The organism is Reyranella sp., from assembly GCF_030651995.1.
Taxonomy (GTDB): Bacteria; Pseudomonadota; Alphaproteobacteria; order Reyranellales; family Reyranellaceae; genus Reyranella.
Genome location: NZ_JAUSBN010000049.1, coordinates 38261 through 61985 on the forward strand (window position 1 = coordinate 38261; position 23725 = coordinate 61985).

General features: G+C 67.3%; 25 protein-coding genes and 1 pseudogene. 7 read left to right on the plus strand and 19 right to left on the minus strand.

All coding sequences use genetic code 11. The features are described from left to right. Positions 1 to 34: 34 nt before the first annotated feature. Together Q7V45_RS14630 and Q7V45_RS14635 are read right to left on the minus strand one after the other, a co-directional pair. Positions 35 to 184: a hypothetical protein gene (locus tag Q7V45_RS14630; protein WP_304853321.1), complete on the minus strand. Its 150-nt coding sequence runs from the start codon at positions 182 to 184 to the stop codon at positions 35 to 37. Then, positions 181 to 1428: an MFS transporter gene (locus tag Q7V45_RS14635; protein WP_304853324.1), complete on the minus strand. Its 1248-nt coding sequence runs from the start codon at positions 1426 to 1428 to the stop codon at positions 181 to 183. The genes Q7V45_RS14630 and Q7V45_RS14635 overlap by 4 nt, the downstream gene beginning before the upstream one ends. A 106-nt stretch (positions 1429 to 1534) precedes the next feature. Between Q7V45_RS14635 and Q7V45_RS14640 the strand changes: the two genes are divergently transcribed. Both Q7V45_RS14640 and Q7V45_RS14645 read left to right on the plus strand, forming a co-directional pair. Then, positions 1535 to 3058 carry an alpha/beta fold hydrolase gene (locus tag Q7V45_RS14640; RefSeq protein WP_304853327.1) on the plus strand — a complete coding sequence of 508 codons (1524 nt, stop codon included), beginning with the start codon at positions 1535 to 1537 and terminating at the stop codon, positions 3056 to 3058. Between the two features lie 10 nt (positions 3059 to 3068). After that, positions 3069 to 4004 (plus strand): nitronate monooxygenase family protein, encoded by a 936-nt coding sequence (locus tag Q7V45_RS14645; RefSeq protein WP_304853330.1) that lies wholly within the window; start codon positions 3069 to 3071, stop codon positions 4002 to 4004. A gap of 20 nt (positions 4005 to 4024) precedes the next feature. Here the strand turns inward: Q7V45_RS14645 and Q7V45_RS14650 are convergent, their stop codons facing one another. The 3 genes from Q7V45_RS14650 to Q7V45_RS14660 form a co-directional block, all read right to left on the minus strand. Then, the gene (locus tag Q7V45_RS14650) at positions 4025 to 5344 is read right to left on the minus strand and encodes a TRAP transporter large permease (RefSeq protein WP_304853332.1); all 1320 of its coding nucleotides are present in this window, start codon (positions 5342 to 5344) and stop codon (positions 4025 to 4027) included. Next, the gene (locus tag Q7V45_RS14655; protein WP_304853334.1) at positions 5341 to 5853 is read right to left on the minus strand and encodes a TRAP transporter small permease; all 513 of its coding nucleotides are present in this window, start codon (positions 5851 to 5853) and stop codon (positions 5341 to 5343) included. The genes Q7V45_RS14650 and Q7V45_RS14655 overlap by 4 nt, the downstream gene beginning before the upstream one ends. 82 nt (positions 5854 to 5935) lie before the next feature. Continuing rightward, positions 5936 to 6925 carry a TRAP transporter substrate-binding protein gene (locus tag Q7V45_RS14660; RefSeq protein ID WP_304853338.1) on the minus strand — a complete coding sequence of 330 codons (990 nt, stop codon included), beginning with the start codon at positions 6923 to 6925 and terminating at the stop codon, positions 5936 to 5938. Positions 6926 to 7118: 193 nt separating this feature from the next. Here Q7V45_RS14660 and Q7V45_RS14665 point away from each other — a divergent pair, with 193 nt between their 5' ends. Next, positions 7119 to 8783, plus strand: coding sequence for a SulP family inorganic anion transporter (locus tag Q7V45_RS14665; RefSeq protein WP_304853340.1), 1665 nt, complete (start codon positions 7119 to 7121; stop codon positions 8781 to 8783). Between the two features lie 8 nt (positions 8784 to 8791). After that, positions 8792 to 9676 carry an aldose 1-epimerase family protein gene (locus tag Q7V45_RS14670; RefSeq protein ID WP_304853342.1) on the plus strand — a complete coding sequence of 295 codons (885 nt, stop codon included), beginning with the start codon at positions 8792 to 8794 and terminating at the stop codon, positions 9674 to 9676. On the opposite strand, the gene Q7V45_RS14675 is transcribed toward Q7V45_RS14670, so the two are convergent. Then, positions 9651 to 10493 (minus strand): helix-turn-helix domain-containing protein, encoded by an 843-nt coding sequence (locus tag Q7V45_RS14675; RefSeq protein WP_304853344.1) that lies wholly within the window; start codon positions 10491 to 10493, stop codon positions 9651 to 9653. The two genes, Q7V45_RS14670 and Q7V45_RS14675, sit on opposite strands and share 26 nt — an antisense overlap. Before the next feature lie 109 nt (positions 10494 to 10602). Between Q7V45_RS14675 and Q7V45_RS14680 the strand changes: the two genes are divergently transcribed. Further along, entirely contained in the window at positions 10603 to 11022 is a 420-nt protein-coding gene (locus Q7V45_RS14680) for a hypothetical protein (protein ID WP_304853346.1), read from the plus strand. A gap of 11 nt (positions 11023 to 11033) precedes the next feature. Further along, complete coding sequence (locus Q7V45_RS14685) at positions 11034 to 11429, plus strand: PaaI family thioesterase (protein WP_304853348.1); 396 nt, start codon at positions 11034 to 11036, stop codon at positions 11427 to 11429. Here the strand turns inward: Q7V45_RS14685 and Q7V45_RS14690 are convergent. The 6 genes and pseudogenes from Q7V45_RS14690 to Q7V45_RS14715 form a co-directional block, all read right to left on the minus strand. After that, a complete protein-coding gene (locus Q7V45_RS14690) occupies positions 11426 to 12115 on the minus strand; it encodes a hypothetical protein (RefSeq protein WP_304853350.1) in 690 nt (229 codons plus the stop codon). The genes Q7V45_RS14685 and Q7V45_RS14690 overlap by 4 nt on opposite strands. Before the next feature lie 18 nt (positions 12116 to 12133). Continuing rightward, positions 12134 to 12634 (minus strand): glycine/sarcosine/betaine reductase selenoprotein B family protein, encoded by a 501-nt coding sequence (locus tag Q7V45_RS14695; protein WP_304853352.1) that lies wholly within the window; start codon positions 12632 to 12634, stop codon positions 12134 to 12136. Next, positions 12631 to 13023: pseudogene (locus Q7V45_RS14700) on the minus strand (redoxin domain-containing protein); the annotation flags it as partial. The pseudogene Q7V45_RS14700 and the gene Q7V45_RS14695, both read right to left, overlap by 4 nt. Positions 13024 to 13035: 12 nt before the next feature. Next, entirely contained in the window at positions 13036 to 13284 is a 249-nt protein-coding gene (locus Q7V45_RS14705; RefSeq protein ID WP_304853355.1) for a hypothetical protein, read from the minus strand. A gap of 3 nt (positions 13285 to 13287) precedes the next feature. Next, positions 13288 to 13695: a DUF1330 domain-containing protein gene (locus Q7V45_RS14710; protein ID WP_370692604.1), complete on the minus strand. Its 408-nt coding sequence runs from the start codon at positions 13693 to 13695 to the stop codon at positions 13288 to 13290. After that, positions 13692 to 14282 carry a TetR/AcrR family transcriptional regulator gene (locus Q7V45_RS14715; RefSeq protein WP_304853357.1) on the minus strand — a complete coding sequence of 197 codons (591 nt, stop codon included), beginning with the start codon at positions 14280 to 14282 and terminating at the stop codon, positions 13692 to 13694. Before Q7V45_RS14715 ends, Q7V45_RS14710 begins: the two co-directional genes overlap by 4 nt. A 96-nt stretch (positions 14283 to 14378) precedes the next feature. Between Q7V45_RS14715 and Q7V45_RS14720 the strand changes: the two genes are divergently transcribed. Next, positions 14379 to 15281: a DMT family transporter gene (locus Q7V45_RS14720; protein WP_304853360.1), complete on the plus strand. Its 903-nt coding sequence runs from the start codon at positions 14379 to 14381 to the stop codon at positions 15279 to 15281. A 24-nt stretch (positions 15282 to 15305) separates the two neighbouring features. Here the strand turns inward: Q7V45_RS14720 and Q7V45_RS14725 are convergent, their stop codons facing one another. From Q7V45_RS14725 to rpsT, 7 genes are all read right to left on the minus strand, one after another. Continuing rightward, positions 15306 to 15902, minus strand: coding sequence for a hypothetical protein (locus Q7V45_RS14725; RefSeq protein ID WP_304853362.1), 597 nt, complete (start codon positions 15900 to 15902; stop codon positions 15306 to 15308). Beyond that, positions 15895 to 18336, minus strand: coding sequence for a DNA topoisomerase (ATP-hydrolyzing) subunit B (gene gyrB, locus Q7V45_RS14730; protein WP_304853365.1), 2442 nt, complete (start codon positions 18334 to 18336; stop codon positions 15895 to 15897). Before gyrB ends, Q7V45_RS14725 begins: the two co-directional genes overlap by 8 nt. Positions 18337 to 18359: 23 nt before the next feature. Continuing rightward, positions 18360 to 19565: a DNA replication/repair protein RecF gene (gene recF / locus Q7V45_RS14735; protein WP_304853369.1), complete on the minus strand. Its 1206-nt coding sequence runs from the start codon at positions 19563 to 19565 to the stop codon at positions 18360 to 18362. Next, the gene (gene dnaN / locus Q7V45_RS14740; RefSeq protein ID WP_304853372.1) at positions 19562 to 20680 is read right to left on the minus strand and encodes a DNA polymerase III subunit beta; all 1119 of its coding nucleotides are present in this window, start codon (positions 20678 to 20680) and stop codon (positions 19562 to 19564) included. The genes recF and dnaN overlap by 4 nt, the downstream gene beginning before the upstream one ends. 208 nt (positions 20681 to 20888) lie before the next feature. Beyond that, positions 20889 to 22298 (minus strand): chromosomal replication initiator protein DnaA, encoded by a 1410-nt coding sequence (dnaA, locus tag Q7V45_RS14745; RefSeq protein ID WP_304853375.1) that lies wholly within the window; start codon positions 22296 to 22298, stop codon positions 20889 to 20891. A gap of 71 nt (positions 22299 to 22369) precedes the next feature. After that, complete coding sequence (locus Q7V45_RS14750; protein WP_304853377.1) at positions 22370 to 22834, minus strand: rhodanese-like domain-containing protein; 465 nt, start codon at positions 22832 to 22834, stop codon at positions 22370 to 22372. Between the two features lie 590 nt (positions 22835 to 23424). Continuing rightward, complete coding sequence (gene rpsT, locus Q7V45_RS14755; protein ID WP_304853380.1) at positions 23425 to 23688, minus strand: 30S ribosomal protein S20; 264 nt, start codon at positions 23686 to 23688, stop codon at positions 23425 to 23427. Positions 23689 to 23725: the final 37 nt, after the last annotated feature.

Genomic DNA, 23725 nt, shown 5'->3' on the forward strand with positions numbered 1-23725 from the left:
AGCGCGGCACACGCGTGAGGTTAGCGCCTCCCGATCACAGGCAATAGGCCGCGATCAGGTCCACGAGATATGCGGGACCGTTCAGCCCCCACAGAACGAACGACAGGATCGTCGCGGCCACGACCAGGCTGGCCAGCCCCCACAGCAGCACGGGACGCCAGCTGATGGTCGGGCTGGGCGTCATGCCGGCTGCGGGATCGAGGTCGGGCGGATCAGGCGCTCCTCGACGATCGGGTAGTGCAGCGCCGCCGAGACGAGACCGAGGGCGATGGAGATCCACCACATCATGTCGTAGTTGCCCTGCAGGTCGAACAGGCGCCCGCCGCCCCAGCCGCCGAAGAAGCTGCCGACCTGGTGGCCGAAGAAGACGATGCCGTTCAGCATGGTGACGTGCACCGGCCCGAAGATGTAGCCGACCAGCGAGGTGGTGAGCGGCACCGTGCCCAGCCACAGGAAGCCCAGTGCCGCGGCAAAGATCAGCACCGAGGCGGCCGACAGCGGCGCGATCACGAAGCCCAGGAAGACCAGCGAGCGCAGCAGGTAGAGCGTCGACAGCAGGTTCTTGCGCTTGAACCGGTTGCCCATCGAGCTCCACAGGATGGCGCCGGCGATGTTGAACAGGCCGACCATGCCGATCGCCCAGCCGCCGAGTTCGGCCGGCGACAGGTCGATCCCGAACAGCGACAGGCCGATCCCCTTGTCGGAGATGTAGGCCGGCAGGTGGCCGCCGACGAAGGCGACATGGAAGCCGCAGACGAAGTAGCCGACCACCAGCAGCACGAAGCTGCGCTGCGCGAAGGCCTCGGAGAGCGCCGCGCCGGTGGTCTGGTTGCCGCCGCTGCCGCGCCTGGAGGCCGCGATCTCCTTGCGGTCGTTGAGGCCGAGCGGCAGCACGATCATGACCAGGGCGAGGAGGGTCAGGGCCCACATGGTCGGCCGCCAGTCGCCGAAATAGTTCTGCAGCACGGCCGCCAGCGGCACGATGAAGAACTGGCCGAACGAGCCGCCGGCCGAGCAGATTCCCACCGCCAGCGCCTGCTTCGCGGGCGGCGCCACGCGCAGGATGACGCCCAATACCGGCCCGAAAGTCGCCGCCGACAGGCCGATGCCGACCAGCACATTGCCCACGATCAGCATGAAGCCGTCATGCATGGTGGCGGTGACGACCATGCCCAGGACGTAGATCGCGCCGCCGCCGGCGATGGTCGGTGCGGAGCCGAAGCGGTCGGCCAACCGGCCCGAGAACGGCGCGATGACGCCCATCAGCAGCATCGACAGGGCCGTGCCGAAGGAGAAGAGTTCACGGCCGACATTCAGCTCGGCGGAGATCGGCTTCAGGAAGATGCCGAAGCTCTGGCGCACGCCGAGACCGATGGTGAGGACGAGGAAGCCGCACCAGACGGCGGTCCAGTAGGAACGTTGGGTCATGGCGGCAAACTGAGGCGGCCTGCCCGAACTGGCAAGATATCCTGTCTTATGGTTTCCATAGAATTACTTCATGCCGTCCCAAGGTTCGATGTGGCAGAAGATATCCATGGCGCGACGGCGGTTCCTGGGCGGCTTGGCAGCATTCCTGGTGGCTTTGGCAGGAAGCGCCGAGGCGGCGCCGCGACTGGAGCGCGAGCGCTGCACCTTCAAACCGCCGCGCGGCGACAGGGTCGAATGCTATGTCCTGACGGTGCTGGAGAACCGCGACCAGCCGCAGGGCCGCGAGATCAAGCTGAAGGTGGCGATCCTCAAGGCCAAGCGGACCGCCGGCGTCGAGCCGATGATCTACCTCTCGGGCGGCCCCGGCGACGCGCCTCTGGTCGCCTCGACGCCGGGTGCGGACGCGCTCAGCGAGGGCGACTGGTGGAACGAGACGGCCGCCATCCGCCGTCGCCGCGACGTCGTCATCCTGAGCCAGCGCGGGGCCGGCGGGTCGACACCCAATCTCGACTGTTTCGACACGCGCGCCTCGGACCCGGCCAAGGCCCGCCGCCGCGCCGTGACCGAGCAGCAGGAGCGCGAGATCCTGGCGCGCTGCCGGGCCGGGCTGGAGCGCCGCAAGATCGACCTCGCCATGTACACGACGCCGGCCCTGGCCGACGACGTGGCCGACCTCGCAGCGGCGCTGGGCCAGAGCAAGATCAACATCTACGGCGTGTCCTACGGTACCCGCTGGGCGCTCGAGGTGATGCGCCGGCATCCCGACCTGGTGCGTGCGGCGGTCCTCGACGGCGTCTATCCGCCCCAGGTCAACGGCGAGCAGAACGAACCGGCCATCGTCCGTCGCGCCTTCGAGCAGCTCTACGCCGACTGCGCCGCCGATGCCGTGTGCCGCGAACGCCATCCGACCCTGCGCGCCACCCTCGAAGGCCTGATCGAGGCGGCGGAACGGACGCCGCTCGAACTCGCGCTCACCCTGGAGGACGGTCCGCATCCGGTGCAGCTCGATGGCACCCAGGTGCTGATGGTGTTGCTGAACATGATGCGCGAGGGCGAGGTCGCCGCGATCCCCGAGACGGTGGCGGCGGCGCAGCGCGGCGACCTGCGGCTGCTCAAGCTCTATGCCGAGGATCTCGAGACCAACGACGGCGGGCTGCTGGAGGAGAACGCCCAGCAGTTCGACGGGCTCTACAACAGCGTCGAATGCCGCGAGACCTGGCCCATGGTGGACCGGACGGCCCGGCGCAAGGCGATCGAGAGCAGCGGCGTCTATGGCCTGAACGCCCGGTCGAGCAAGTCGCCGACCTTCTGTCCGGTCTGGCGGGTCGCGCCCGCGCCGGCCGCGGAACGCCAGCCGGTGAAGGCCGAGGTGCCGACCCTGCTCCTGAGTGGCGGCTATGACTGGCTGACTCCGCCCGCCTGGGCGCGCCAGGCCGCGAAGACCCTGCCCGCGTCGCGCAACGTCGTGTTCCGGGCCCAGGGCCACGGCGTCGTCGTGCAGGATGCCTGCGCCGCCCGGCTGCGCGACACCTTCATCGAGGATCCCAACCCCAAGCGCGCGCTGCCCTGCCGCCCCGACAAGGCGCCGAACTTCACCGCCGCCTGGGACCGCGTACGCAACATGCCGTGAGGAGAAGTTCATGAATCGTGTACTGGCCCATACCGGCGCGACCTATCCGATCGTGCAGGCGCCGATGGGGTACATCGCGCGCAGCCAGTTGGCCTCGGCGGTCTCCAATGCCGGCGGCCTCGGCATCATCGAGACCTCGAGCGGCGAGGTCGATGCCTGCCTGGCCGAGATCGCCAGGATGAAGGAGCTGACGGACAAGCCGTTCGGCGTGAACCTGCCGCTGCTCTTCATCCGCGAACCGCGGGTCGTCGATCTGGTGGCGAAGTCCGGCGTGAAGTTCGTCACCACCTCGGCAGGCTCGCCGGCCAAGCTGCTGCCGACGCTCAAGGCGGCGGGGCTCGTCGTCTATCACGTCGTGCCCAACCTCTCCTCGGCGCTGAAGGCGGTCGAGGCCGGCGTCGACGGGTTGATCGTCGAAGGCGGCGAGGGGGGCGGCTTCAAGAATCCCGACGATGTCTCCACGCTGGTCCTGTTGCAGGCGGTGCGGGAGCGGACCGATGTCCCGATGATCGCGGCCGGCGGCATCTGCGACGGGCGCGGCATGGCGGCGGCTTTCGCGCTCGGCGCCGAAGGCGTCCAGATGGGCACGCGATTCGTGAGTTCAGCGGAGAGTCCGGTGCATGCCAACTACAAGCAGGCGATCGTCGATGCCGACGATACCGGCACGATCATGCTCAATCGCAAGTCGACGCCGTGCGTGCGGGCGCTGAAGACCCAACGCACGGCGGAGATCGAGCGCGAGGGTTCGTTCGACCGCTCGATCCTCGCGTCGGTGAAGGACGTCTATTTCGGTGGCGACATGGAAGCCTCGCTGGCACTGGCCGGCCAGACCGTCGGCCTGATCCACGAGGTCCTGCCGGTCGCCGAGATCATCCGGCGCACGGTCGACGGCTTCCATGCCATCCGCCGCGAGCAGGGAGAGAGGTCCCTGGCGGGCGCGTTCTGAGGCTCTACTTCAGCAGCCCTCTACTTGAGAAGTTCCGGCGCGATCAGCCGCGGCAGGAAGAGGGCGATGTCGGGCCACACGATCATCGCTGCCAGCACCACGACCATCGGTACCAGCATGATCAGCGTGTCCTTGAGAGCGACGCGCAGCGGCACACCGGCGACGGCGCAGGAGATCATGAGGCAGAGCCCGTAGGGCGGGGTCACCAGTCCGAACGCCAGGGACACGATCGCGACGATGGCGAAGTGGACGGGATCCATCGAAACGGATTTGGCGAGCGGCTCCAGCACCGTGCCGACGATGATGATGGCGGGAATGGCGTCGAGAAAGCAGCCCACGACCAGGAACACGAAGGCGATGAAGAAGCCGACGCCGATCGGGCCCATGCCCCAGGTCGTGACGTTGGCCAGCAGCTCCTGCGGAATCCTGTAGTAGGCCAGCAGCCAGCCGAAAGCCGAGGCGGTGCCGATGCAGAACAGCGCCACGGAAGCGAGCTTGCCGGTGTCGACCAGCGCCTTGTACAGCTCCTTCGGTCCCATCTCGCGATAGACCACGATCGACAGCACGGCCGAATAGAGCACCGCCACGCAGGCCGACTCCGTGGCCGTGAACCAGCCGGCCAGGATGCCGCCGACGATGATGACGGGCGTCATCAAGGCCGGGATCGCCACCCAGATCGAGCAGAGAAGCTGGCGGAACGTTCCGCGCGGATAGGTCGGGTAGCCGCGTCTCACGGCATAGACGTGCACCGTGACCATCTGGGCGCCGGCGATCAGCAGGCCCGGCACCACGCCCGCGAGATAGAGCGCGCCGATCGAGGTCGAGATCAGGCCGCCCCACACGATCATCAGGATGGAGGGCGGAATGACCACCGCCAGCACGGCGGAAACCGCGGTGATGGCGACCGAGAAGGAGAGGTCGTAACCCTCGCGGGTCTGGGCATCGATGAAGATCTTGCTCTGGCTGGCGGCATCGGCGGTCGAGGAACCGGAGATGCCGGCGAAGAAGACCGAGAGGACCACGTTGATCTGGGCCAGCGAGCCGGGGAAGCTGCCGACGATGGCGCGCGACAGCGCCACCAGCCGGTCGGTGATGCCGCCGACGCTCATCAGGTTGGCCGTCAGCAGGAAGAACGGCACGGCGAGCAGGATGAAGGAGTTGTAGGCGTTGAAGGTTTCCTGCGCGAGCATCATCGTCCCGAGCCGCGGCTCGAGGTAGAAGAGCGGCAGGCAGGCGAGGCCGAGCGCGAAGGCCACCGGAACGCGCAGCACCAGCAGCACGAAGAAGCAGCCGAACAGGATCGAGGCCGCCTCGCCGGCCGAGAAGAGCGCGCCGGTCATGTCGCGCTCCTGCCCAGGAGGATCCGGGCCTCGTCGTAGAACTGCTCGCCCAGGAAGACGATCCAGGTGACGGCGGCGACGGGCCAGGCGATGTGGATCATCCAGAGCGGCAGGTCGGCCAGCTCGGAGGTGCGGTGCCAGGCGAAGCTCGTGAACTCGATGCCGCCGACCACGAAGACCAGTGCGAAGGCGAGAATGCCCAGCCGCGCGACGATCCGCACGGCGGCCTCGCCGCGGCGGGGCAGCGTGGGCCACACGTCGACCTCGAAGTGGGAAGATTCCCGCACGCCGATCATGGCGCCGATCATGATCATCCAGATGAACAGGAAACGCGCCATCTCCTCGGTCCAGATATAGGACGGGATCAGCGCGGTGTAGCGCGAGATCATCTGCAGGGTGACCGGGATGATGATGATGGCGACGGAGAAGGCCAGCAGGCCGGTCAGGAACCTGGCATAGGCGGCCGTGAACCGGCGCCAGAGGCCGGGCGGCGAGGCAGGAGAAGTCATTCGGAAACCGTCCGGAAAAACGCACCCGGCTGCGGACCGGGAAAAGGCGCAGCGAAGCCCGCGGCTCCGCTGCGCGTACGGATCAGTTGGTGGCGACGATCTGCGTGAAGATGCCTTCGGCGCCGATCTCCTTGGCGTAGGCGGCCATCACCGGATCGACCAGCTTCTTCATCTCGGCGCGGTCCTTGAACGGGATGCGCTTCAGCTTGCCGGCCTTCTCCAGCGCGACGAGCTTCTGCTCGTCTTCGCCGCTCTCGACCTGGCGACCATAGGCGCCGGCCTCCTTGCCCGCCTTGACGACCGCATCCTGCAGGTCCTTCGGGAGCGACTTGAAGGTCTTGGACGAGAAGCACACGGGACGGATGGTGATGGCGTGCTCGGTCATCGCGAGATTGGGCGCGACTTCGTAGAACTTCATCGACTCGACACCGGCCGCCTCGTTCTCGCCGGCCGAGATGACGTTGTTCTGGATGGCGTTGTAGACTTCGTTGTAGGCGATGACCGTCGGCGACATGCCGGCCGCCGCGAAGGTCTTGGACCAGATCGGCGCACCCTGGACCCGGACCTTCAGACCCTTGATCTCGGCCAGGTTGCTCACCGGCTTGTTGACGAAGATGTTGCGCACGCCGCCGCCGGCATAGCCGATCAGCATGACCTGGGCCTTCTGTGCGACCTCGTCGGCCACCGGCTTCAGCAGGTCGAGGTCGAGCACCTTGTTCCATTGCGCGAGGTCGCGGAACAGGAACGGCGCGTCGATGAACGGTGCCGCCTTGGAGAAGGTCGACATGTGGGCGGGCGAGACGACCGCATAGTCCACCGCCTTGCCCTGCGCCATGTACTCGAAATACTGCTTCTCGAGGCCCAGCGAAGAATTGCGGTGGAGCACGAAGTTGATCGGCTTGCCGTAATACTTCTTCACCAGCTCCTCGAACTTCAGGAGCGTCTTGTTGAAGGCGTGATCGTCGTTGAACTGGACCGCGCCGTTCAGCGTCAGCGGCGCCTGTGCGTTGGCGATGAACGGAGCCGCGAGAGTCGAGGCGGCGATACCGCCCATCAGCAGTCTGCGCTTCATGTCGTTTCCTCCAAAGGCCCTGTTTTGGTTCTGAGACCGGGACCCTGCGCGGACTATGCATGGGTTTGCGAGTGGGCGCGACCGAGTTGTCAGACAACATGCCGTCTTTTTCGGGAGGCTGGTCCGGACTTTGCGTCGGGTTGTGCGGCTGCGCGTTATTCGATATCATAATAACACACAAATAACCTGTATTATGTCCCTCAATACCCCTTCCTCGAGTTTTCTGGCGAGATTCGACGGCCCCTTCGTCCCAAAGCTCGTCTCGGTCCTGCGCGAGGGCTACGGGCTTTCGGCGCTGCGGGCCGATGCCGTGGCCGGGCTCACGGTGGCGATCGTGGCGCTGCCGCTCTCGATGGCCATCGCCATCGCCTCGGGGACCACGCCGGAACGCGGGCTGTTCACGGCCATCGTCGGCGGCTTCCTGATCTCGGCGCTGGGCGGCAGCCGCTTCCAGGTCGGCGGCCCCGCCGGTGCCTTCATCGTGCTGGTCGCAGCGACGGTCGCGCGCCACGGGATCGAAGGCATGCTGCTCGCCACCCTGATGGCCGGCGTGTTCCTGGTGGCGGCCGGCGCGCTCCGGCTCGGCACCTTCGTGAAGTTCATCCCCTATCCGGTCACCGTGGGGTTTACGACCGGCATCGCCGTCATCATCTTCGCCAGCCAGATCAAGGACCTGTTCGGCCTGACCCTGCAGGGCAAGGAGCCGGGAGAGTTCGCCGCCAAACTCGAAGTACTGGCGGGCGCGGCGGGCACCGTGAACGCGGCGGCCGTCACTCTGGCTGTCCTGACCATCGGCATGATTCTCGGCCTCCGGAAGCTGCGGCCGCACTGGCCGGGCATGCTGGTGGCCGTGGTGGCCGGCTCGGTCGCGACGTTTGCGCTGGGCCTGCCGATCGAGACGATCGGCAGCCGCTTCGGCGGCATCCCCTCCATGCTGCCCGCGCCCAGCCTCCCCGACATGTCGCTGGCCAAGATGCTGGCCGTGCTGCCGGATGCGCTCTCCTTCGCGCTGCTGGGCGCCATCGAATCGCTGCTGTCCGCGGTGGTGGCCGACGGCATGACGGGGCGTCGCCATCGCTCGAATTGCGAACTGGTGGCCCAGGGCGTGGCGAACATCGCGTCGGCCCTGTTCGGCGGCGTCTGTGCCACCGGCACCATCGCCCGTACCGCCACCAACGTGCGCGCCGGGGCGCGCGGACCGGTCGCCGGCATGCTCCACTCGGTGTTCCTTCTGGGCTTCATGCTGCTGGCCGCGCCGCTCGCCGCCTACATCCCGCTGGCGGCCCTGGCCGGCGTTCTGGCGGTGGTCGCCTGGAACATGGCCGAGAAGCATGAATTCATGACCCTGCTGCGCTCCTCGCGCGGCGACGCGGTCGTGCTGCTCTCGACCTTCCTGCTCACCGTGTTCCGCGACCTGATGGAAGGCATCGTGGTCGGCACGGCCTTGGGCGTCCTCCTGCTCATCCAGCGGCTCACCGCCACGGCGGGCATTGTCGCGCAGCCGGCCCGCGCGCCGTTTGCCGCCGACCTGGTGACCGATCCGCGGGTGATCGTCTACCGCCTGTCCGGCGCCTTCTTCTTCGGAACGGCCTCGACCGTGGGCGCCGTGCTCGACAACATCGCCGACCAGCACAAGGCCTTCGTCATCGACTTCAGCGCCGTGCCCTTCGTCGATTCGACGGCGGCCAACGTCATTGCCGGCGCCGGCCGCAAGGCGGCGCGGCACGGGGTCCGGGTCTACGTCACGGGTGCCACGCCATCGGTCCGTCACGCGCTGCTGCGGGCCGGTGCCGGACGGCCGCAGGTCCGCTACCTGCCCACCGTCGACGATGCCGTTCGCGAGGCGCATCTGTTGTAGGATGGCCCATGGCCTCCACCGTCTCGCATTCTGTCGTCTCGATCTCCACCGCCGCGCTCAGCGCTGAAATCTCCGCCACCGGCGCCGAACTCGTGCGCCTGCAGGATCGCACCGGCGCCGATCTCCTGTGGGACGGCAATCCCGCCGTCTGGAACGGCCGCTCGCCGCTCCTGTTTCCCATCGTCGGTGAAGTGACGGGCAATCGGCTCAACGTGGCCGGCACGGCCTACGAAATCGGCCGCCACGGCTTCGCCCGCACCTCGACCTTCGCGCTGGTCGGGTCCGATGCCGCGTCCTGCACCTGGCGGCTCGAATCGAGCGAAGCAACGCGGCGCCAGTATCCCTTCGAGTTTCGCCTCGACGTCACCTACCGGATCGAAGGCGCGACCCTGCATATGGAAGCCCGGGTCACGAACACCGGGGCTGCGGTCATGCCTGCTTCCTTCGGCTTCCACCCGGCGCTGCGCTGGCCGCTGCCCTACGGCACGTCGCGGGAAGCCCACGAGATCGTCTTCGAGCGCGACGAGCCGGCGCCGATCCGCCGGCCGGTCGACGGCCTGCTGAGCGCGGCGCAGTTCACGACGCCGGTGCGCGACCGGCATCTCCGGCTGCACGACGATCTGTTCGAAGACGGCGCGCTGGTCTTCGACACGCTGGCGAGCCGCAGCGTCCTCTATGGCGAAGCGATCCGCGTCGACTTTCCGCAGATGCCGCATCTCGGCATCTGGACCAAGCCCGGCGCCGGCTATGTCTGCATCGAACCATGGCAGGGCCACGCCAGCCCCGAGGGCTTCGACGGTGAGCTCGCCGACAAGCCCGGCGTGATTGCGATCGCGCCGGGCGCCATGCAAAGCTTCGGGATGTCGATCAGCGTTTCGCCGCCAGGCTCCTGAACAGGGCGTCGCTGCGGTCGTTGGCGGGAAAGAAGCTCTCGACGCGGACTTCCTGCAGCGTGATGTCCTGCGGCGTTCCCAGGGTGGCGATGGTGGTGAACACCGAGAGCGCCTTGCCGCCCACCAGATAGTCGACCGTCAGCATCGGCGCCGGCCGCTCCTCGAAGCGCAGCTTGCGGAACGAGGCGGGCACGTCGGGATAGGCCATGATCTCCTCGATGAAGGCGAGCGCCTTGGGCTCGCCACCGGCCGCCAGGACCTCGGCATAGGTCGTCGAAACGAGATAGCGCGCGACCTCCTCCCAGTTGGAGATCTTCGAGCGCAGGGCCCCGGGATCGAGGATCCAGCGCAGCAGGTTGGGTCCCTTGCCGGGCGGCGGCGGTGGCGGCATGCCCTCGAACAGGAAGACGGTGAAGGCGTTGGCCGCTTCGTTGGCCTGCAGCAGGTTCCACAGCCGGTCGATCACGACCGCGGGGTAGGGCTCCTGCTGCTTCAGCATGAAATCGATGGCCTGGCGCACCGGCGCGAGTTCGGGCGCGGCGAGGTTGCTCTCGCGGTAGGCGGGCGCGAAACCTGCCGCCAGCAGCATCTCGTTGCGCTGGCGCAGCGGCACGTCGAGCGCGGTCGATAGCTGGACCACCATCTCGCGACTCGGGCGGGCGCGGCCCGATTCGAGGAAGCTGACATGGCGCTGCGAGACGCCGGACTGCAGCGCCAGCGAGAGCTGGCTGGCGCCACGGCGGCGGCGCCAGGCGCGCAGCATGGGACCGAACGTGTCGGCCGCGGGACGGGACACCGAAGCGGGACTTGTGCTCATGGCGCGAATCCTAGCACCGGCCCATGGGTCCGCCGATTACCTCCTGCGTAATTGAGAGACCGGTGGGGGAATGCGATCTCCCGATCGTCCGCAACCAAAGGAGGACGACATGACTGCTTCATCTGATCGCCTGCTCCGCCGCACGCTCTGGGCCAACGCCATCCTGTCCGTGGGCTCCGGTGCGGTGCTGGCGGCCTTCGCCAATCCGTTCGCGAAGATGGCCACCCATGCGCCCCTCCAGGTGCTGGGCCTGGATCTCGCGCTCGTGCTGGAACTGCTGGGGCTGGGCTTCGTGGCCTTCGGTGCGGTGTGCGGCTGGGTCGCGTCACGCCCCGACATGCCCCTGGGCTGGGCCCGGGCGATCTTCCTGCTCGATGCCTCCTGGGTCGCGATCAGCGCCGTGATGCTGATGCTGCCGGCGTCCTGGACCGGGGTCGGCATCGCGGGCATCGTCGTCGTCGCGCTGATCGTGGCCGACCTCGCGATCCTCGAGTATCTCGGCCTGCGCCGCATCAGTACCGCCCACTAGAGGAACCGATCATGGACAGGCTTCAGCTCCTGAACGACATCAAGCTGCCCTTCGCCGAAGTTCTGGGGCTGAAGTTCACGGCCGCGAGCGAGACCGGGGTGAAGGCCGAGATGGTCGTGCGCCCCGAGCTCTGCACGCGGCCCGCGATCCTGCACGGCGGCGCGGTCATGGCCTTCGCCGACACGCTGGGCGCCGCCGCCACCGTGCTCAACCTGCCTGAGGGCAAGGGCACGACGACGATCGAGAGCAAGACCAACTTCGTGGGGCCGGCGCCGGTCGGCACCACGGTGATCGGCGAGACCACGCCGGTCCATCGCGGCCGCCGCACCATGGTGTGGACCACCCGCATCACCACCGCCGAGGGCAAGCTCGTGGCGGTGGTGACGCAGACGCAGATGGTGCTTTAGACCTTGGCCAGCCGGTGGCGCTCGGTCGCCGGAATCAGGGTCAGGTTCCCCAGGATCCTGAGCTGCGGGTCGGCGCTTGCGACCAGCTTGGGCTGCAGGTCGAGCAGCGCCTTGCCGAACAGCGTCTCGTCCCACAGCCACGCCTTGCGCTTCTTCGACGTGCCGGGATCGGGGAAGGCCGAGGCGGCTTCCAGGTAATAAGCCCGCAGATCGTCGACCGCTTCCTTGAGCGTTTGCGCGGGCGGCAGGTTGCCGGCCAGGGCGGTGGAGAGAAGCGCGCCGGCCGCCGGCATGTCGAGGCCGGAGACGCCGACGGTGGTGCGGCCCGTTCTGGCGACGCTCTGGTCGTGCCAGGTGGCCAGACGGTCGATCTCGGCCTCCAGCGTGTCGGTCGCCTGGGGCATGAGGTTGATCGGGCAGGCCCAGCCGGTGAAGTCGGCTTCCTCGGCGACCTCCTCGGGATAGTCGGCGATCAACGGCCCGTCGGTGCGCTCCAGCAGCTCCGCCGTCGCGCGCAGCACGCGACGCTGGAAGTCGGGATCGTCCGGAATGCCGAGCGGCCGGCCGAGCTCGAACGTGACCCAGAGGGCGCGCGGCGGACGGATGGTTTCGGTGTGCTCCCGCACCAGGCTGATGCTGGCGGTCGGAATGCCCTGACGTTCGAGGAAGTGGCCCAGCGCGCCCACGGCGCGCGTACAGGCGGGTCAAACGGGAACGAGAAGAGCCGCGTCGACGGCATCCTGTTTCAGCAGGCCGGCGAGGTGCTGGGCATGCGGCTCGGCCGCATCGGGCGGGAATGCGCCCATGAACGAGTAGTGCATCGAGGCCATCGAGCCCACGACGCCCTGTTCGACCAGCTCGCGCAGCCGGTCGATCGGGAAGGCGACGTTGTGGTCCTGCTGGAAGCCGGTGCGGTCGAAGTTCACCGAGATGTGGCTCATGACCAGGTCGCGCGCCGGAGTCTCCGCCGGAATGACGCGGTAGCTGCCGTCGCCGGGGCGGAACGGCCGGTCGCCGCGCCGGTGCAGGCCCGCCGTCGAGATCAGCGCGACCCGGCGCTGGCTGAGCGGCTTGCCGGGGAGCGCCGGCGTGTCGTCGAAGGTCGGACACTCGATGCGCCGGAGGTGGTGGGCCTCGACCTCGGGCATGTCGCTGAGACGTTTGACCATGAGCTTGCTTCTCCTGTTCCTTTCGCGTGGCCTCAACCCGCGACGATGTCGCGCAACAGCGCGACGGTAGGTTCCGGTTCGGGCCTGTATTTGTAGTCCACGTCGGCTTCCACCGAGCGCACGATGCCCTCGCCGTCGACAACGAATCGCGCGGGCACCGGCAGCTGCCAGGAGGCGTCGCCATTGCGCAGAGGGAGATCGATGCCGAGGCTCAGGTAAACTTCCCTGAGGTCGTCGGGGAGCGTGAAGGCGAGGCCAAAGGCTTCCGCGACGGTGGACTTCTCGTCCCAGATGATCGGGAAGGTGAGCTTCTGTTTGGTCGCCATGTCCGCCGTGCGCACCGGCAGTTCGGGCGAGATCACGATCAGGCTGGCGCCAAGGCCCGCGATGTCGGCGTACACGCTTTGCAGAGCATCCAGCTCATGCCGGCAGTAGGGTCACCAGGATCCTCGGAAGAAGGACAGAACCAACGGCCCACCGGCGAGAAGATCGTCCGAGTCGACACGACGCCCGTCGTGATCGGCCAGTGCGAAGGCCGGCATCCGACGGCCGACCGGCACGATGCGGTTGAGAATTCCCGTACGGCGCAGATCTTCGGTGGCCCTCTCCATGATGGCCTGCTTGTCTGCGGGAAGCCGCGCCGCGCTGGCCGTCCGCAGTGCCGAGAGTTTGTCTGCCAATGACATTGCCTACTCCTTGGTTCGGGCTTCGCTGAGGTTGCTGTAGGTCTGGCGCGTGGCGACGATGGCGTGGTCGCTGCAGCCGTTCTCGCGTTCGATATTGGCCGCCGCGTATTCGGGCGACCTCATCATGGCGAGGAAGGCTGCGCGCGAGGGATAGCGGACCAGCGCCACGTAGTCCCAGCGATGCCGGTCCGGTTCGCCCAGCGCCACCGTCTCGGCATTGCCCGTCCAGATGATGGTGCCGCCCTGGGCCTTGATCAGCTTTATGGTGAGCGCGCTGTAGCGCAGATAGGCGTCCCAGCCGCTACCCTTGCCGTCGAGCGAACGCTCACGGAAGCGCATCAGGTTCAGCATGACCACCGGGACATCGTCCGGCAGCGCGCGCAGGGCGGCATCGTTCAGATGGTCGATCAATGCGGTCTCCCCAGAAGGTCGAGCGCCGGCTGGACCACCGCTTCCAGCGTGCGCCGGCGAGCGCCGGTGCGCGACAGCACGCGCATGCCCATCAGGACGCCCAGCAGGTGGATCGACAGGGCCTCGGCATCGGTGCCGTGCGGCGTCTCGCCGGCCTCGATCGCGGCCTCGACGTTGCGCCGGAAGAACGCGCGGATCTCCTCGAGATAGCCCCTGACCACGCGGCCGAGCTCGGCGTCATGCGGCGCCACGTCGAGCGCGGAATTCACCAGCAGGCAGCCCTTGCAGTCGGGATCCTTCAGCGAACGGTCGATCACCTCGGCCAGGAACGCGCGGATCGCCTCGCGGGGACGGTGACCGGCCTCGAGCCGCGCGATGCGCTCGCGGGTCGAACGGTTGGCGTAGCGTTCGAGGACGCGCTCGAACAGGGCGCGCTTGCCGCCGAACGCGTTGTAGAGGCTGGCGCCGCCGATCCCCATCTCGCGCGCGAGGTCGCGCACCGACGTGGCCTCGTAGCCACGATTCCAGAAACAGTCGACCGCGGCATCGAGCGCGCGGTCTTCGTCGAATTCCCTCAGGCGAGCCATTAGAGCATAAGAGCGCAATTCTGGATCGATCGCACTAAAATTCGTGCGCGGCTGGCCCGCTCCGTGCTAGCGAAGGGCATGGCCGAGGGAACACCCGTGCGGATCACACGCGACCACTGGGGGTTCCTGTGCGGCGCCATCATGGCGCTCGGAGCGTCGCTGTCGTTCGCGTCGGCGCGTGCCGGCATTCTGGGCGGCCTTGGCGCCGTCGACATGATCTTCGCCCGCTACGTCGTGGCCGGCGCGATCATGCTGCCGCTGCTCGTGCGCTATGGGCTGCGTGATTTTGCCGGCATCGGCCTGCGTCGGTCGCTGATTCTCACGCTTCTGGGGGGCGCTCCCTTCGCGCTGCTGCAGACCGGGGGATACGGCTTTGCGCCGCTCGCCCATGGCGCCGTGATCGCGCCCGCGACCGTGACCATCGTCAGCACGATCGGCGCCGCCCTGTTCCTGCGCGAACGCCTGAGCCGCAACCATCTGGTCGGCGCCGCCGTCGTGCTGGCGGGCATCTTCCTGATCGGCTGGGATGGGCTTACCCAGCCGGCGGGCGAGCGCGCCTGGCTTGGCGATCTCCTGTTCTTCGCGTCGAGCGTGCTGTGGGCGGGCTTCACCCTGTTGCTGCGCCACTGGCGCCTGCCCGCCCTGCAGGCGACGGCGGTGGTGGCGGTGCTGTCGTTCCTGCTGACGACGCCGATCTACCTGGCCGTGATGGGGATTGCGCACCTGCAGGCGCTGCCGCTGGGCATGCTGGTCTTCCAGGGTCTGGTTCAGGGCGGCCTGCAGGGCGCGATCACCATGGTGGCCTACAGCCAGGCCGTGATCTTCCTCGGCGTGAGCCGTGCGGTGCTGTTTCCGGCCATCGTGCCGGCTCTGTCGGTGCTGGTCGGGATCCCAATTGTGGGGGAGATTCCCGGGGCCCTTCAGATCGCGGGTCTCGGTCTCGTCACGATGGGCCTGCTGACGACGATCGGAACGTTCCGGCGGCTCGGCCTGCGCTGACGCAAGGCCGGCGCACTGCTCGACTCAGCGCATCAGGGCCGGCACGAAGGCCTGCAGCGCGGCATCGGCGTCGGCCGCGCTCTGCTGGCGCGACTGCGCCCAGTCGACGCGGATCTTGACGAAGTGGTCGCGAAAGCCGGTCAGCAGCAGCTTGCTGTACGCCCGCGAGTTGGCCTGGGTGACGCCGCTGTAGGTGACGCAACGGAAGGTCACTCCGCCGTAGACGCAGCTCGAGGGCACCGACGGCTTCTGAAAGCCGGTGTAGCCTGCGTGCTTGAATTGCTGCTCGGCCGCACTGAGTTCGGCGTTGAACTGGCCGGTCACCGTCGGATTGTCGCTGCCGGAGGGCACGCGGCGGCCGAGGTCGTAGACCTGCACGGTGATCGTCAGCCGCTTCGGCGTCGAATAGGTGTAGGCCGTGCCCTGGCCGGGATTGTTGGCTGGAGGCGCGGCATAGTTCACGGAGCGCTCGAAGGTGGCGCCGCCCAGGCTCGCTGGAAAGTTGAGCCTGGTGCCGGCGTTGGTCGTCGGCGTCGACGACTGGGTTTGGGCCGATCCCGCGACCGGGATTGCGCCGGCCAGGAGCATGGCGGCGATCACGGCCTTTGCGGTTCTAGACATCGAGGTTCGCCACCTTCAGCGCGTTCTCCTGGATGAATTCGCGGCGCGGCTCGACCACGTCGCCCATCAGGGTCGAGAAGATCTCGTCGGCCTCGTCGGCATGGTTGATGCGGACCTGCAGCAGCGTGCGCGCCTCGGGATCGAGGGTGGTCTCCCAGAGCTGGTCGGGATTCATCTCGCCCAGTCCCTTGTAGCGCTGGATCGTGACGCCCTTGCGGCCGGCCTCGAGAACGGCGGCGAACAGCTCGGTCGGCGAGGAGATCCGGGTCTCCTTGTCCTTCACCGCGAAGATGCCGGGCTTCTGGTAGACGGCCTGCAGCTCGTCGGCCAGCGCGTCGAGCTTGCGCGCCTCGGCGCTGCGGGTCAGCGGTCCGTCGATCACGTGCCGCTCGCTGACGCCGCGCAGGCGACGTGTGAAGGCGAGACCGCCGTCGGGCATCGGCTCGCCGGTCCAGCCCTTCTCCAGCAGCGGGCTGACGACGTCGAGACGCTTGGCGATGTAGTCGGCCGTCTGCTTGGCCAGCACCGGATCGGCCAGCACGTCGGGCTTGAGGGCGCCGGCGATCGCCGCCTGCTCGATCACGGCCTGGCTGGTGACGCGGCGCGACAGGGCCAGCGGCTTCACGAGGTTGGTCACCGAGCGGGCAATGTCCACCGTGTTCCGCAGATCGTCCTTGGCGAGGACGCTGCCGCTGCCGAGTTGCAGCGTGGCGCCCTCGAGGCCGGTCTGGATCAGATGGTCGTCGAGCGCGCGCTCGTCCTTGAGATAGATCGCCGACTTGCCCTTCGCGGCTTTGAACAGCGGCGGCTGGGCGATGTAGAGGTAGCCGCGCTCGATCAGGTCGCGCATCTGGCGATAGAAGAAGGTCATCAGGAGCGTACGGATGTGCGAGCCGTCGACATCGGCGTCCGTCATGATGATGATCTTGTGATAGCGCAGCTTGTCGAGGTTGAAGTCGTCGTGGCCGATGCCGGTGCCCAGCGCCGTGATCAGCGTGCCGATTTCCGCCGAGCCCAGCATCTTGTCGAAGCGCGCGCGCTCGACGTTCAGGATCTTGCCACGCAACGGCAGGATCGCCTGGTTGGCGCGGTTGCGGCCCTGCTTGGCCGAGCCGCCGGCCGAATCGCCCTCGACGATGAACAGCTCGGAGAGCGCCGGATCACGCTCCTGGCAGTCGGCGAGCTTGCCGGGCAGCGAACTCACGTCGAGCGCGCCTTTGCGGCGGGTGAGTTCGCGGGCTTTTTTCGCGGCCTCGCGGGCGGCGGCGGCCTCGACGACCTTGGTGAGAATCTTCCGCGTCTCGGCGGGATGCTCTTCCAGCCACTGGCCGAACTTGTCGGCGACGACGGACTCGACGACCGGGCGCACTTCCGAGGAGACCAGCTTGTCCTTGGTCTGCGAGGAGAATTTTGGATCGGGCACCTTCACTGACAGCACGCAGGTCAGGCCCTCGCGCATGTCGTCGCCGGTGAGGCCGACCTTCTCCTTCTTGGAGATGCCGCTCTCGTCGGCGTACTTGTTCAGCGTGCGCGTCAGCGCGCCGCGGAAGCCCGCCAGATGGGTGCCGCCGTCGCGCTGCGGGATGTTGTTGGTGAAGCACAGCATCGTCTCGTGATAGCTGTCGTTCCACTGCATCGCGACTTCGACCGAGATTCCTTCCTTCTCACCGCGGATCGACACCGGCGGGTCGTGCAGCACCGACTTGTTGCGGTCGAGATACTTGGCGAAGGCTTCGACGCCGCCCTCGTAATAGAGTTCGGAGACCTTCTGCTCGGCGGCGCGTTCGTCGGTCAGCACGACCCGCACGCCGGAGTTCAGGAAGGCGAGCTCGCGCAGCCGGTGCTCGAGCGTCGCGAAATCGAACTCGGTCTTGGTGAAGGTGCCGGTCGACGGCAGGAAGGTCACTTCCGTGCCGTGTTGGCCCTGGTCGGCCTCGCCCACGATCTTCAGGTCGCCTTCCGGCTCGCCGTGCCGGAAGATCATGTGGTGTTCCTTGCCGTTGCGCCAGATGCGCAGGTCGAGGCGCTGGGACAGCGCGTTCACGACCGCGGCGCCGACGCCATGCAGGCCGCCCGACACCTTGTAGGAATTCTGGTCGAACTTCCCGCCGGCATGGAGCTGCGTGAAGATCACGTTGGCGGCCGAAATGCCCTCTTCCTTGTGGATGTCTGTCGGCACGCCGCGGCCGTTGTCGCGCACCGTGACCGAGCCGTCGCCGTGCAGGATGACGACGACCTTGTCGCAATAGCCCGCCAGCGCCTCGTCGATCGCGTTGTCGACGATCTCGTAGACCATGTGATGCAGGCCGGTGCCGTCATCGGTGTCGCCGATGTACATGCCCGGGCGTTTGCGGACGGCCTCGAGGCCGCGCAGTACCTTGATGGAATCGGCGCCGTAATCCTCGGCGCCCGGCGTGATGTCGTTGTCGCTCATGGTCCTGGCTTTCGGAAAGGTGTTCAGACCGCCGTGATGGATCCGTCGGCGACGCGCAGGATCTGCGCGCGGCCGCGGAGCGGCGCAAAGAGTTGGGCATCGGTGCCGGTCATCCAGCTCTGGACGCCGAGCGCCACCACCTCGTCGAACAGCGCCCGCCGGCGCTCCTCGTCGAGATGGGCTGCGATCTCGTCGAGCAGCAGCAGCGGCGGCCGGCCGCGCGACAGCGCCACCAGACGGGCATGTGCCAGCGCGATCGAGACGAGGACCGCCTTCTGCTGGCCGGTCGAGCCCTCGGCCGCCGGCAGGTCGAGATCGAGGTGGCGCACCGCGAGATCGCTGCGGTGCGGTCCGCAGGACGTGGTGCCGGCTTCGCCGTCGCGCAGGCGGCTGGCCGACAACTCGCCGCGCAGCCGGTCCTCGACGTCGATCGCAGGCATGGTGGCGATCCAGCCGTCGACCTCTCCCGCCATGGCGAGCGAGGCGCGGGGGAAGGGGCCGACCCCCAGCCGGGCGGCGGCGTCGAGACGCTGCACCGTGTCGGCGCGTGCCGCCGCCAGCGCGACGCCGTGGCGGGCCATCGTGTCTTCCAGCGCCGTGAACCAGTGCGGGTCGCGGTTGCCTTCTCCGAGGAGCCGGCCGCGCTGGCGCTGCGCGTTCTCGTAGGCCGCGACGTCGCCGGCATGCTGGGGATGCAGCGCCGTCACCAGCCGGTCGAGGAAGCGCCGCCGTTCGGTCGCGCCGTCGAGGAACAGCCGGTCGAGCTGCGGCGTCAGCCACACCGCGGCGACGTGCTGACCGAGCGCGGTCTGGCTCTGCATCGGTCGCCCGTCGATGCGCACGGCACGGCGCGGCGCGCTGCTCTCGCTGCGCCCGGCTTCGAGGCCGGTGCCGATGGCCAGCCGCCCCTCGGGCGTGTCGAGCGTCGCGGCGGCGGCCCAGCCGGCAGCCGATGGTTCGTCGCCGCGGGCACGGCGGCAGACATCGTCGAGCCGGGCCCGTCGCAGGCCGCGCCCGGGGGCCAGGAAGGAAAGGGCTTCCAGAAGGTTGGTCTTGCCCGCGCCGTTGGCGCCGACCAGCACGACCGGCTCCTGGCCGCACTCGAGGCGCAGCTGGCGGTAGTTGCGGAAGTCGGTCAGGCGAAGCTGGCGCACGGCGAGGAGGGCCGGCGCAGCGCCCGATACGGCGTCGGAAGAGTAGGCGAGGGTGCTGATGGCCTGTGCGTTCATACCCGCATCGGCATGAGCACGTAGAGCGCGCTCTCGTCGGCACCGTCACGCACCAGGGTGGGCGAGCCGGCATCGGCCATCAGAAAGCGCGCCTCGCTGCCTGCGATCTGTTCGGTGATGTCCAGCAGGTAGCGCGAGTTGAAGCCGATCTCGAGGGCCGTATCCTTGTACTCGACCTCGATCTCCTCGCTGGCGCTGCCGGCGTCGGGGCTGGTCGCCGAGAGCGTGACGATGCCCTTGGCGACCGCCAGCTTGATGGCCCGCGACTTCTCGGTGGAGATCGTCGAGACGCGGTCCACGGCGTGTGCGAATTCCTTGCACGGCACGTTCAGGACCTTGTCGTTGCCGGTCGGGATGACCCGCTCGTAATCCGGGAAGGTGCCGTCGATCAGCTTGCTGACCAGGGTGACGTTGCCGCTGGAGAAGCGGATGCGGGTGTCGCTGAGCTCGATGTCGACCGAACCGTCACCCTCGTCGAGCAGCTTGCGGACCTCGCCCACGGTCTTGCGCGGCACGATCACGCCGGGGATTTCGCCGGCGCCCTTGGGCAGCGGCACCTCGACCCGGGCGAGACGATGACCATCGGTCGCCACGCCGCGCAGCACCTGGGTGCCGCCCGCAGTCGCGGCATGGAAATAGATGCCGTTCAGGTAGTAGCGGGTCTCCTCGTTGGAAATCGCGAACCGGGTGCGGTCGATGATGCCCTTGAGGTCGCTTGCCGGGAGCTGGAACCGGTGCGGCAGGTCGCCCTCGGTCATGGCCGGGAAATCGGCCGGCGGCAGGCATTGCAGGGTGAAGCGGGAGCGGCCGGCCCGGATGACAAGGCTGCTGTTGTCCGAGGCCGCTTCCAGCTCGACCTGGGCGCCATCGGGCAGCTTTCGGACGATCTCGTACAGCGTGTGGGCTGGCGCCGTGGTCGAGCCGGTCTTGGAGGCGCTGGCCTCCACCGATTCGGTGATGGCGAGGTCCATGTCGGTCGCGGCGAGGCTCAGCCGGCCCTTCTGGGCGGTGATCAGCACGTTGGACAGGATCGGGATCGTATTCCGACGCTCGACGACACTCTGGACATGGGCCAGCGCCTTCAGGAGGGCCGCCCGTTCGATCGTCAATTTCATGTTTTGGTCGCCGTAGTCAGGGCCGGATTGGGTCGAGTTCATGGCCCGTTCCAAGGGCCGCGGGAGGCGCCGGAGGAACGGTTGAAAAGTATATCACGCCGACTGTCCGCGGGAAGCAATTTCGCTGTTTCTAGAGGCGTTTAGGGCCCGTGGCGTAACGCAAAACAGGCCCCGCGGGGCCTGTCTCACGTTTCCTCTATGTGCTTTCCTAGCCTTGCAGCTGCCGCTTGAGCAGTTCGACGTCCTCGGCGATCGACAGATCGGAAACCTTGAGTTCCTCGATCTTGCGCACGGCGTGCATGACCGTCGTGTGGTCGCGGTTACCGAAGCGCTTGCCGATCTGCGGCAGGCTGAGGGTGGTGAGCTGCTTGGCGAGGTACATCGCCACCTGGCGGGGCCGGGCGACCGAGCGGGCGCGCCGCGGCGAACTCATCTCGGCGAGCTTGATGTTGTAGTGGGCGGCGACGCGCTGCTGGATCTCGTCGACCGTGACCTTGCGGTCGGCCTGGCGCAGCAGGTCGTGCAGCACATCCTGCGCCATCTCCACGGTGATCTCGCGACCGATCAGTTGGCCGTGCGCGACGACGCGGTTCAGGGCGCCCTCGAGCTCGCGGATGTTGGTGCTGATCTTGTGCGCGAGGAACTCGAGCACGTTGGCCGGCACCGGCACCCGCGCGTTCTCCGCCTTGGTCTGCAGGATCGACAGGCGCAGCTCGTAGGTCGACGAGTGGATGTCGGCCACGAGGCCGCTGCCCAGCCGCGAGCGCATGCGCTCCTCGATGTCCTGCAGCTCGCTCGGCGGCTTCTCCGAGGACAGGATGATCTGCTTGTTCTGCTCGACCAGCGAGTTGAACGTGAAGAAGAACTCGTCCTGGCTCGCTTCCTTGCCGCAGATGAACTGCACGTCGTCGACCATCAGCACGTCGACGTTGCGGAACAGCTCCTTGAACTGGCCGGTGTTCTTGGTGCGCAGCGCCTGGATGAACCGGTTCACGAAGCTCTCGGCCGTCAGGTAGAGAACGCGGGTCTTGGGATCGCGCTCGCGGATGACATGCCAGATCGCGTGCATCAGATGGGTCTTGCCGAGGCCGACGCCGCCGAAAATGTAGAGCGGGTTGCGCTCGGGCAGGGGCATGTCCTGCTCGGAGATGTTGCGCGCCGCCGCATACGCGAACTCGTTGGGCTTGCCGACGACGAAGTTCGCGAAGGTGTAGCGTCCTTCCGGAGCCTGCGAGATCTCGTCGGCGCCGCGGCCGATCGAGGGACCCATGCGCGGCATCGGCGGCTGGTGGTTCTGCGACGAGGGCACGGGCGGCATCGCGATGATCTCGTTCGGCCGGCGCGGCGCCGGCGGTGGCACGAGGTTCACCTCGACGTTCTTCACCTCGGTGTTGACCGATTGCCAGTAGGCGAGCACGCGGTCGCCATAGTGACGACCGACCCAGTCGCGCACGAAGCGCGTCGGCGCATAGAGGCGCAGCTTGCCGGCCTTGAGTTCACCCAGCTCGACCTCGCCGAACCATGTCTTGAAGGCCTTGTCCCCAATCTCCTTGCGAAGCCGATCGCAGACGCGCACCCAATGTGCTTCGAGCTCCTTTCGGCCCGCCCCTTCATCCATGCCTGCCCCCGCAAAATCGTTGTTTTCGTATGTAGTGTTGTTATTGCCTTGGATCGGCGCTTGAATTCGATTCACGTTTGTCTCCACGGAAGCCCCGCTGCCTTCCATCCCCTCGTCGCGCCGCGCTTGCCCTGCGCATCGAGGGGTCCTTCAAAGCCGTCTGCCACATTGAGACACGTACTGTATCCGGCCGCGGCCATGGCTTTCGCCGCCGCGACCGATCTCACCCCACTTCGACACAGAAAGAGCAGCGGCACCTCCTTGTCCGCCAGCGCCTGCGAAAGCGCGCCGACGAAATCCGGATTGACCTGCATGTTCGGGAAGATCTGCCATTCGACCAGGCCCGGCTTCTTGTCGAGGCCGGCAAGGTCGGGCACGCCCACATAGTTCCACTCGGCGCGTGTGCGTACGTCGATCAGGATCGCATCCTTCCGTTCGCCGAGAATCTTCCAGGCAACCTCAGGAACGACGTCGCCGGCGTAGCCGGCTGCGGGGGACACTTCGAATGTGTCTGCGATCTTGTTGTCTTTCGACATGGCCCCCGCTTTCATTCGTCGAAGCGAGGCGTTGTCCGGCGAGCCAGCGAACGAAGGCGACACACAACACGGCAAGAGGGAACGAGGGATTTCAGCGAGCGTCGCTTATGGGACGCTTCATCTTCTTATCGATCGTCGAACTTGCGAAGCGTTGTGTACCTGTCTCCCTCGTTCGTCGTTTCGATGGAGAGGAATCCCCTCTTCTCCATCTGGCTCGCGATCCAAGCGCCCCACGCCCCGTCGCGATGTCGTGAGTCTTATCCAGACTCTCCGAAGCGCGCAAACGAATCACACGCAGAACACCACACGCTATTCAGCCACTTCGCGACGCTGCTCGATTGACAAGTTGTACGAACCGATTTTGCGCGTCGTTCGTCGAGAGACGGCTCTCAACATCTAGCGCTCGCCGTCGCGCTTCGTTCGATAACTCCGAATCGTATGTCAGTCGGCCAATCGACGACCAAACGATCATTGAAGAAAGTCGCCGAGATTTTTTTCGTCAAAGAGTCCCGGCTTCGTCATCGCCACAAAAGAAAACGCCGCTCGAAGGAGCGGCGTTCACAAACACTGAAGCGGGATGTCGGAAAGCGTCAGGCCATCGCCTTGATGCGCGCCGAGAGGCGCGACACGCGGCGCGAGGCGGCGTTCTTGGTCACGATGCGCTTGATGGCGCCACGCTGGATCTCCGGCTGCGCCATACGCAGCGCTTCCTGGGCGGCCTTCTTGTCGCCGGACGCAATCGCCTCCTCGACCTTCTTCACCGAACCGCGCACGCGGCTGCGGCGCGACGTATTCACGGCGGTGCGGCGCTCGGTCTGGCGGGCGCGCTTCTCGGCCGACTTGTGATTAGCCATAATAGTCCTCGTTGCTCGAAGGGCGCGCTTATACGGG